This window comes from Streptomyces sp. NPDC015532, from assembly GCF_043078065.1.
Lineage (GTDB): Bacteria > Actinomycetota > Actinomycetes > Streptomycetales > Streptomycetaceae > Streptomyces.
On sequence record NZ_JBIBSY010000029.1, the window covers coordinates 47,952 to 56,569 of the forward strand.

At 70.4% G+C, this 8,618-nt stretch carries 8 protein-coding genes; 3 read left to right on the forward strand and 5 right to left on the reverse strand.

Annotated features, from left to right (window positions below):
- Positions 1-226 precede the first annotated feature (226 nt).
- The gene (locus ACF07B_RS42325) at positions 227-2,500 is read right to left on the reverse strand and encodes an MMPL family transporter (protein WP_392182864.1); all 2,274 of its coding nucleotides are present in this window, start codon (positions 2,498-2,500) and stop codon (positions 227-229) included.
- A 297-nt stretch (positions 2,501-2,797) separates the two neighbouring features.
- On the opposite strand from ACF07B_RS42325, the gene ACF07B_RS42330 reads away from it, so the two are divergent.
- The 3 genes from ACF07B_RS42330 (at position 2,798) to ACF07B_RS42340 (ending at position 4,558) form a co-directional block, all read left to right on the forward strand.
- The gene (locus ACF07B_RS42330) at positions 2,798-3,346 is read left to right on the forward strand and encodes a DUF1697 domain-containing protein (RefSeq protein WP_369482319.1); all 549 of its coding nucleotides are present in this window, start codon (positions 2,798-2,800) and stop codon (positions 3,344-3,346) included.
- Positions 3,339-3,746: a nuclear transport factor 2 family protein gene (locus tag ACF07B_RS42335; protein WP_362405258.1), complete on the forward strand. Its 408-nt coding sequence runs from the start codon at positions 3,339-3,341 to the stop codon at positions 3,744-3,746. The genes ACF07B_RS42330 and ACF07B_RS42335 overlap by 8 nt, the downstream gene beginning before the upstream one ends.
- 194 nt (positions 3,747-3,940) lie before the next feature.
- Positions 3,941-4,558, forward strand: coding sequence for a DsbA family protein (locus ACF07B_RS42340; RefSeq protein WP_392182865.1), 618 nt, complete (start codon positions 3,941-3,943; stop codon positions 4,556-4,558).
- A 42-nt stretch (positions 4,559-4,600) separates the two neighbouring features.
- Here ACF07B_RS42340 and ACF07B_RS42345 read toward each other — a convergent pair whose 3' ends face one another.
- Genes ACF07B_RS42345 through ACF07B_RS42360 form a run of 4 tightly spaced genes read right to left on the reverse strand, consistent with a single transcriptional unit; the run spans position 4,601 to position 8,187 of the window.
- Positions 4,601-5,347: a sirohydrochlorin chelatase gene (locus ACF07B_RS42345; protein ID WP_392182866.1), complete on the reverse strand. Its 747-nt coding sequence runs from the start codon at positions 5,345-5,347 to the stop codon at positions 4,601-4,603.
- Between the two features lie 7 nt (positions 5,348-5,354).
- Complete coding sequence (locus tag ACF07B_RS42350) at positions 5,355-6,257, reverse strand: ABC transporter permease (RefSeq protein WP_369482316.1); 903 nt, start codon at positions 6,255-6,257, stop codon at positions 5,355-5,357.
- Positions 6,244-7,032 (reverse strand): ABC transporter ATP-binding protein, encoded by a 789-nt coding sequence (locus ACF07B_RS42355; RefSeq protein WP_369482315.1) that lies wholly within the window; start codon positions 7,030-7,032, stop codon positions 6,244-6,246. The genes ACF07B_RS42350 and ACF07B_RS42355 overlap by 14 nt, the downstream gene beginning before the upstream one ends.
- Positions 7,033-7,068: 36 nt before the next feature.
- Positions 7,069-8,187: an aliphatic sulfonate ABC transporter substrate-binding protein gene (locus ACF07B_RS42360; RefSeq protein ID WP_369482314.1), complete on the reverse strand. Its 1,119-nt coding sequence runs from the start codon at positions 8,185-8,187 to the stop codon at positions 7,069-7,071.
- Between the last annotated feature and the right edge of the window lie 431 nt (positions 8,188-8,618).

The window sequence follows — 8,618 nt, forward strand, 5'->3', positions numbered from 1 at the left end:
CCTCGCGTACGACGGCTCCGGGTGCGCGCCGTCCGTCGGTCAGTCTCGCATTCCCCCAGGCCGGACCGGATGAAGGGCCTGCCGGCCCCTCCCGGAGGAGGAGGCCGACAGGCCCTGTGCGGTGTGCGGTTCTCCCGAGCGACCGACCGTCCGACCCAGCACGTGGCAGTGGCAGTGGCAGAGGCAGAGGCAGAGGCCGAGGCGGCGGGCGGCCGGTGCGGGCCGGCTAGACCCCGGCCCGCTCGCCCTGGGGCACCGGCGACGCGACCGCCTCGGGGGCCTCGTCGTGGGTGAGGTCGGGCATCCGGTTCAGCCACTTCGGCAGGTACCAGTTGCGCTCGCCGAGCAGCGCCATCACCGCGGGGAGCAGGACACCCCGGATGATCGTCGCGTCGATGAGCACCGCGGCCGCCAGGCCGACACCCATCTGCTTCATGGACTGCATGGACAGCGTTCCGAAGATCGCGAAGACGGCGACCATGATGACGGCGGCGCTGGTGACGACACCGGCCGTGGTGACCACCCCGTGCCGGATCGCGTCCTTGGTGCTGCGACCGCGCAGCCGGGCCTCACGGATACGGGAGACCACGAACACGTGGTAGTCCATCGAGAGCCCGAAGAGGATCACGAAGAGGAACAGCGGCAGCCAGGCGACGATGGCGCCGACTCCCTCGGCGCCCACCAGGGAGGCGCCCCAGCCGTGCTGGAAGACCGCGACCAGGATGCCGTAGGCGGCGGCCACCGAGAGCAGGTTGAGGACGATCGAGGTGATCGCGATCGTCAGCGACCGGAAGGAGAGCAGCATCAGGAGGAAGGCGAAGACGACCACGAAGGCGAACACGGGGGTCACCGAGCCGACGAGCTGGTCGTTGAAGTCGTGCGATCCCGCCACCTGGCCGGTGATGGGCGCCTGAAGCCCGTCGACCTTGCCGAGTGTCCGCGGGCGCACCGTGTCACGCAGCAGCTCCAGGCTCTTCTCCGCCTTGTCCTGGTCGGAGTCGCCGACCAGCGGGACGTAGACGAAGGCGACGTTGTGCTCCGCGTGCACCTTGATGTCGACCGGACCGCGCGAGGCCCCCGAACTGATCGCCGTCGTACGGAAGTCGGCGAGCGCCGCCTTCACCTCGGCGGCTTCGATGTCCCGCGCCTTGACGACCACCTCGGCCGGCTCGGAGCCGCCGGGGAAGGCGTCGTTGACCCGGTTGTAGGTGCCGACGATCGCCAGCGAGTCGCCGAACTCCTTGTCCAGGGTGAGCTGCTGGGTCTTCATGCCGAGTGCCGGAGCGGCGATGGCGAGCAGCGTGCCCGTCGCGACGACCAGGGAGATCGCGGGCCGGGCGAGCACGACGCGCAGCACGGCGCTCCAGAACCGGCTGCCCTCGTCGGCCGGACGACGGTTGCTCCGGCCGCCGTTCGCGTCGCGTCGCTTGGCCCGGTGCAGGAACGGGAGGCGGCCCCTCTCGACCCGCTCGCCGAGCAGGGAGAGCAGCGCGGGCAGCACGGTGACCGAGCCGACCATGGCGACGGCGACGACCATCAGGGAGGCCAGGCCCATCGCCTCGAACTCGGCGAGCCCGGTGAAGAGCATGCCCGCCATCGCCACGCACACGGTGACACCGGAGACGATGATGGCGCGGCCACTGGTCGCGGCGGCGATCCGCAGGGCGGTCGCGGCGTCACGGCCCGCCTCGCGCTCCTCGCGCTCACGCCGCAGATAGAACAGGCAGTAGTCGACACCGACGGCCAGACCCACCAGCAGCATCACGGAGTTGGCCGTGTCGCTCATCGGCATCAGATGGCTGACGACGCCCATCAGACCCATCGTCGCCATGATGGCGGTGACCGCGAGCGCCACCGGAAGCAGTGCCGCCACGAGCGCGCCGAACGCGATCAGCAGGATGCCGAGCGCCACGGGCACGGCGGAGAGTTCGGCCTTCTGGAAGTCGTCGCCGAACGCGTCGTCGTACTGCTTCATCATGCTGGCGCCGCCGATCTCCTCGATCCGCAGCCCGGCGTGGTCCTTCTGCACCCCCTTGACGGCGTTCAGTACGGGCTCGACGCGCTCGCCCGCCGTCTCGGAGTCGCCGCGCATGTCGAACTGCACGAGTGCGCTGCGGCCGTCCTTCGAGATCGTCTTCGTGTCGTAGGGCGAGGTCACGTCGGTGACCTTGCCGGTGGCGCCGACCGCCTCGACGACCGCGGCGACCGCGCTCCGGAACTCGGCGTCCGTGGCCTTGGTGCCCGCGTCCTTCGCCTGGATCAGGACCGTCTCACTGGCCGGCTCCTTGATGTCGGCGTCCTCGATGATCTTGGCCGCGGTGTGCGTCTCGCCCTTGAGCTGGTCGCTCTCCTTGACGTCGACGCGGCCCGCCGCGGAGCCGAGGCCCATCGCCAGGACGACGAACAGCACCCAGATTCCGACGGCCGCCCATCGGTGGCGGGCGCTCCAGCCGCCTGCTCGCGCGGCGATGCCGCGCACCCGTGTGTCTGCGTTCCCCATGACGGGCCTGCCCCCTTGCGCACGGTGACAGCACCCTGCCGCCACCTTTCGTATTGACGGTAGGGGCCCGGCAGGCGCGTCTCCTCGTACTGGCCGGTGAACCCTCGGACCTCCCGCTCCTCCCCGCGGACCCCGGGTTCTCCGCACTGGGGAGGACGGAAGCCCCTTACACCTAACGGCACTTCTCGGGGGTGCCGCTCAGGGATCGGCCCGGTTCCCGGAAGCCGGCGGGCGGCCCCGCGGGTACGGCCGTCGTGCCCACCCCCGGGGGCGCGGCACCCGGCCTATGGTGTTCGGATGACGACGACGTACGCGGCGCTGTTGCGCGGCATCAACGTGGGCGGCGCGAAAAAGGTGCCGATGGCCGAGCTGCGCACCCTGATGGAAGGACTCGGGTACGGCGACGTCCGTACCTATCTCCAGAGCGGAAACGCGGTGTTCAGCAGCGACGGCGGGGACGAGGAGTCCCTCGCCGAGGAGATCTCCGGGGCCATCGAGAAGCAGTTCGGCTTCGGCGTCGGCGTACTCGTCCGCGATCACGCCTACCTGCGGGCCGTCAGGGAGGCCTGCCCGTTCCCGGCCGCCGAGCTGGAGGGCAGGCAACTGCACGTCACCTACTTCTCGGGGCCTGTCGACGCCGAGCGCTTCGCCTCCGTCGAGCCCGCGGCCTTCCTCCCCGAGGAGTTCCGCCTCGGCGACCGCGTCCTCTACCTCTACGCACCCGACGGCCTCGGCCGCTCCAAGCTCGCGGAAGCGCTGGCGAAGCCCAGACTGCTCAAGGGCGTCCTCGTCACCACACGGAACTGGAACACTGTCGTCAAGCTGGAGGAGCTGACCGGTGTTTGAGCGCAATGCCGCCGTCGAGGCCGCCATCGAGGGCGAACTGCGCCTCCTCGATCCGGCGGTCCGCCGCTCGGCCGACCTCGTCGCCGCCCTGCTGCACCCCGACTTCTACGAGTTCGGCGCGTCCGGCCGCATCTGGGACCGCGCCTCGATCGTCGCGCTGCTGGCCGCCGGGACGGAGGACGGAAGCCGCACGACGACCTCCCGTGTGAAGGGGGTGCAGCTCGCCGCCGACCTGGTCCACCTGACCTTCGACACCGACAACAACGGCCGCCGGGCGCACCGGAGTTCCCTGTGGCGGCTGTCCGGGAACGATTGGCTCCTCTACTTCCACCAGGGCACTCCGTACGGTCCGGACGAGGTCGACGTGTTCGTCGAGGAGGCGTCGGCCCCGCGCACCTGAGGAGGCGTGGCCCCGGGGCCCGGCGAGGGAACGCTCCACGGCCGCCACGCCGCCACGCCGCCACGTCGCCACGTCGGCACGCCGCTACGACGGCACAGCCGATCCGGCGGACGGGCCGAGCCGAGAAGTGGCCCAAGATTTCCGTGCGGGATTGGGCCGGGATTCTGCGCCACCACGTGACTAGCCTCGACGGTATGACGACCACATCGCCCACGCGGGTCGACTTCTGGTTCGACCCCGCCTGCCCCTTCGCCTGGATCACCTCGCGCTGGATCCTGGAGGTCGAGCGGAGCCGCCCGCTCGACCTCCGGTTCCACGCCATGAGCCTGTATCTGCACAACGTCGGCAACGAACTCCCCGACTGGTACCGGGATCTGGTGGACAGGTCCATCGGTCCGGTACGGGTCGCGGTGGCCGCGGCCGAGGCACACGGCGAGAAGGTGCTGCGCGATCTCTACACCGCCCTCGGCACCCGTATCCACCAGCAGGGAGCCAAGGACTTCGACGCGGTGACCGCCGAGGCGCTCGCCGAGCTCGGACTCCCCGCCGCCCTCGCCGACGCGGCCCACGACCCCGCGTACGACGAGGCGGTGCGCCGCAGCCATGACGCCGGGACGGAGGCGGACACCGGCGCCTATGTGGGAACGCCCACCCTCCACGTCGACGGAACGGTGTGGTTCGGCCCCGTGCTCCGGGCCGTTCCGCGCGGAGAGAAGGCCGCCGAACTCTTCGACAGCTTCCGTGTCCTCGCCGCTCACCCCGATTTCTTCGAGCTCAAGCGGACCCGGACGGGCGGCCTCTCCTTCGACTGATCCCCGGCGCGACACCGGGCCGCTCCCGCGAACCCGGGGGAGTCAGGCGCCCAGCGCCGCCAGCGACGGCATCCGCGCCTCGTCGTACCGGTCCAGCAGGACCCGTGCGACCTCCGGCGCGGCACCGAGGACGTCGGCGAGTACGTCCGCCCCGGCGGCGCCCCGGGCGATGCGGTCCGGCAGGAAGCCGGGGGCCAGGACGTACGGCGCGACGGCGACGCGTTCGCAGCCGAGGGCGCGCAGCTCCCGGACGGCGTCCTCGGTGCGGGGAAGGGATGCGGAGGCGAACGCGGGCCGCACGGCGCACCAACCGGTGTGCCGCCACTCCCGCGCGATTTCTGCGATCACCGCGATCGCCTCCGGGTCGGTGGACCCCGCCGAGGCCAGGACGACCCCGGCCCGGGACTTGTCGGCGGGCGTCAGCCCGGCCTCGTACAGCCGGCGTTCGAGCGCGGCCGTCAGCAGCGGGGACGGGCCGAGCACCTCCGCCTGCCGGATCCGCAGCCGCGACGGCGCCTGGCGCAGTACCGCCGGGATGTCCGACTTGGCGTGGAAGGCGCGGGTCAGCAGCAGCGGCAGCGCCACCACGTCACGAACGCCCTCGGCCGCCAGGGAGTTCAGCACCCCCTGCACGGAAGGGAGGGTGAAGTCCAGGAAGCCGGTCTCCACACGCAGGCCGGGGCGCTGGGCGCGCACCCTGCGTACCAGGGCATGCACCGTCGCGGCGTGCCGCGGATCGCGGCTGCCGTGGGCGATGACGACGAGGACGGGGCGCTCCGGCCTGCTCATGACGGGGTCAGCCCTTCACCAGGAGTCCGCGGCTGCGCAGCACCCACCGCTCCACCGGGCTGAAGACGATCAGGTCGATGGCGATGCCGACGAACAGGATGAGGAAGATGGCGAGGAAGACCATCGGCATGGAGCTGGCGTTGCGGCCGTTCTCCAGCAACTGGCCGAGGCCCACGCCGAGGTCGGGGGAGGAGGCGATGATCTCCGCGGCCATCAGGGAGCGCCACGAGAACGCCCAGCCCTGCTTCAGACCGGCCAGATAGCCGGGCAGCGCGGCCGGCATCACGATGTGCCAGGTCCCCCGCAGGCCCGTCGCGCCCATCGTGCGGCCCGCCCGCAGGAACAGCGGCGGCACCTGGTCCACGCCCGACACCAGACCGTTGGCGATCGAGGGGACGGCGCCGAGCAGGATCACCGCGTACATCATCTTGTTGTCCAGGCCCAGCCAGATCACGGCCGGGGGCACCCAGGCCACCGACGGGAGCGACTGGAGGCCGGACAGGATCGGGCCGATCGCGGCGCGCACGAACTTCACCCGGGCGACCAGCAGACCCAGCGGCGTCCCGATCACCAGGGCGAACAGGAAGCCGAGGAGACCGCGCGAGACGCTGGTCCAGATGTAGTCGAGCAGCGTGCCCTGGAGCCAGGCGTCCTGGACCTCGGCCCAGACGTCGGACGGCGAGGGCAGCTTGGTCGGGTCGTCGACGATCTTGAAGGTGATCAGTGCCTGCCAGGCCGCCAGAACGATCACGAACGCGATCAGCGGCGGCAGCACCTTCTCCCGGAACGTCGTGCCGAAGGAGCTGCGGCCGGCCACGGAGGACTCCAGCGCGTCGAGGCCCGCCTCCAGACCGCCCAGCCCGTCGTTGTCCTTGACGGCCGCGTCCGACTTCGTCTCAGTGCTGGCCATGACGGCGGATCTCCCCACGCAGTTCTTCGGTGATCTCGATGGACAGTTCCGCCACGGGGGCGTCCTCGATGCGGCGCGGCTGCGGAATGTCCACCGTCCACTCGCGGGCGATGCGCCCCGGGCGCGAGGACAGCAGGACCACGCGCTGCGCGAGCCGCACGGCCTCACGGACGTTGTGCGTGACGAAGAGGACGGACAGTCCCGTCTCCCGCCAGATCCGCGTCAGTTCGTCGTGCAGCACGTCCCGGGTGATCGCGTCCAGCGCCGCGAACGGCTCGTCCATCAGCAGGATCTGGCTGTCCTGGGCGAGCGCCCGGGCGAGCGCCACGCGCTGGCGCATGCCACCGGACAGTTCGTGCACCCGCTTGCCGTACGCGCCCTTCAGCCGCACGAGTTCGAGCAGCTCCTCGGCGCGCCCGCGCCGCTCGGCCTTCGCGACTCCCCGCAGTTTCAGGGCGAGTTCGATGTTCTTGCCCGCGGTCAGCCACGGGAAGAGGGCGTGCTCCTGGAACATCAGAGCCGGGCGCCCGTTGGTCGTGATGGTGCCGGCGGAGGGCTTGTCCAGCCCCGCCACCAGGTTCAGCAGTGTGGACTTGCCGCACCCCGAGGCACCCAGGAGGGTGACGAACTCGCCCGGCGCGACATCGAGGGTGATGTCGTCGAGGACGAGCTGGTGTCCCGCCGGTCCGGCGAAGGACTTCGAGACGTGCTCGATGCGGGCGGCGTACTCGGTCGTGTCGGCGCCGTCGGCGGCCTTGGCGAGTGTCGTTGCCATGGTCGTCACCTCCTGGGAACTCATCGGGATACGGGCTTACTTGACGCCGAGACCGGCGTCGTCGACCGTGCTCTCGCCGGCGGCCGCGAGGACCTTGTTCAGGAGCGCGAGGTCGTAGATGCCGGTCAGGTTCGGCTTCTCCAGGAGACCGGCCTTCACCGCGTGCTCCGCCTCGGTGTTCAGCGTCGAGGCCAGCGGGTCGTTGGTGATCTGGATGGACTTCCACGCCGGGTCCAGGACATCGGCCGGCAGCGCCTTGCCCGAGTCCGCCTCCAGCTGCTTGTTCGCCGAGGCCTTCGCGTCGTCCGGGTTGGCGTTGATCCACTTGTTGGTCTCGACCGAGCCCGCCAGGACCGCCTCGACGACCTTCGGGTGCTCCTTGAGGAACTTCTGCGACACGATGATGTTCGTGATCACGAACTTCTTGTCGGGCCACAGGTCCGACTCGTCGAGCAGCACCTTGCCGCCCTCGGCTACCAGCTTGGACGCGGTCGGCTCCGGCACCCAGGCGCCGTCGATGGAGCCGGACTTGTAGGCGTCCGGGGTGATCTTGTTGTCGGTGCGGACGACCGACACATCACCCTTGCCGCTCTGGGCGTCGACCTTCCAGCCCTGCTCCGCGGCCCAGTTGAGGAACGCGACGTCCTGCGTGTTGCCGAGCTGCGGGGTCGCGATCTTCTTGCCCTTGACGTCCTTCAGGGACGTGATCTTCTTGGGGTTCACCACGAGCTTGACGCCGCCCGAGGCCGAACCACCGATGATGCGCAGGCTCTTGCCCTCGGACTTCGTGAAGCCGTTGATCGACGGCGAGGGGCCGATCCAGCCGATGTCGATGGAGCCCGAGTTGAGCGCCTCGATCTCGGAGGGGCCCGCGTTGAAGATCTGGTACTTCGCCTCGGTGGCGCCGAGCTTCTTCTGGAAGAAGCCCTTCTGATTGCCGACCAGCGCGGTCGCGTGCGTGAGATTGCCGAAGTAGCCGATCTTCACGGAGTCGAGTCCGTCGATCTTCTTCGCCCCGGCGGCGACCTTCGCCTTGGTGTCGTCCTTCGCGTCCGAGCCGTAGCTGCAGGCGGCGAGAGCGAGCAGGGGAAGAGCGGTGGCGAGGGCTACGGCGCGGCTCAGCGACTTGGAGCGCGTGGAGCGGATGGCAGGCACGGGAGGTGTTCCTCTCGGTGGCCCGGCGGTCACGTTTTCAATCGTGGCCGGGAAGGTCGGCAGGTCTTCGTCTCATCCGGGGCGGGGGTACCGCCCTGCCCGAGCGAAGCCGGGGACGTGGGGAAGCGTGGGGGGACGGGGCGCGCAGGCAGTGCGCGTACGTCATCGCGCACATCGCGCCACTCCGCCCTGCCCGCTGCCGAGGGCGCCGCTGCCGACGCGGCCGCCCTCCTTCGCGAACGTGGAGTAGATGTCGACGGGATTCATGTCAGAAGTCCCAACCGTCGTCGTCGGACTCGTCCTTGACCGGCTGCGGCGCCGCGAAGGACTCGCCGACCATGCCTGCGGTGAGGGTGGTGCCGTCGGCGGGGTCGATGAGGATGAACGCGCCGGTGCGGCGGGAGTCGGCGTAGGAGTCCAGGGGGAGGGGT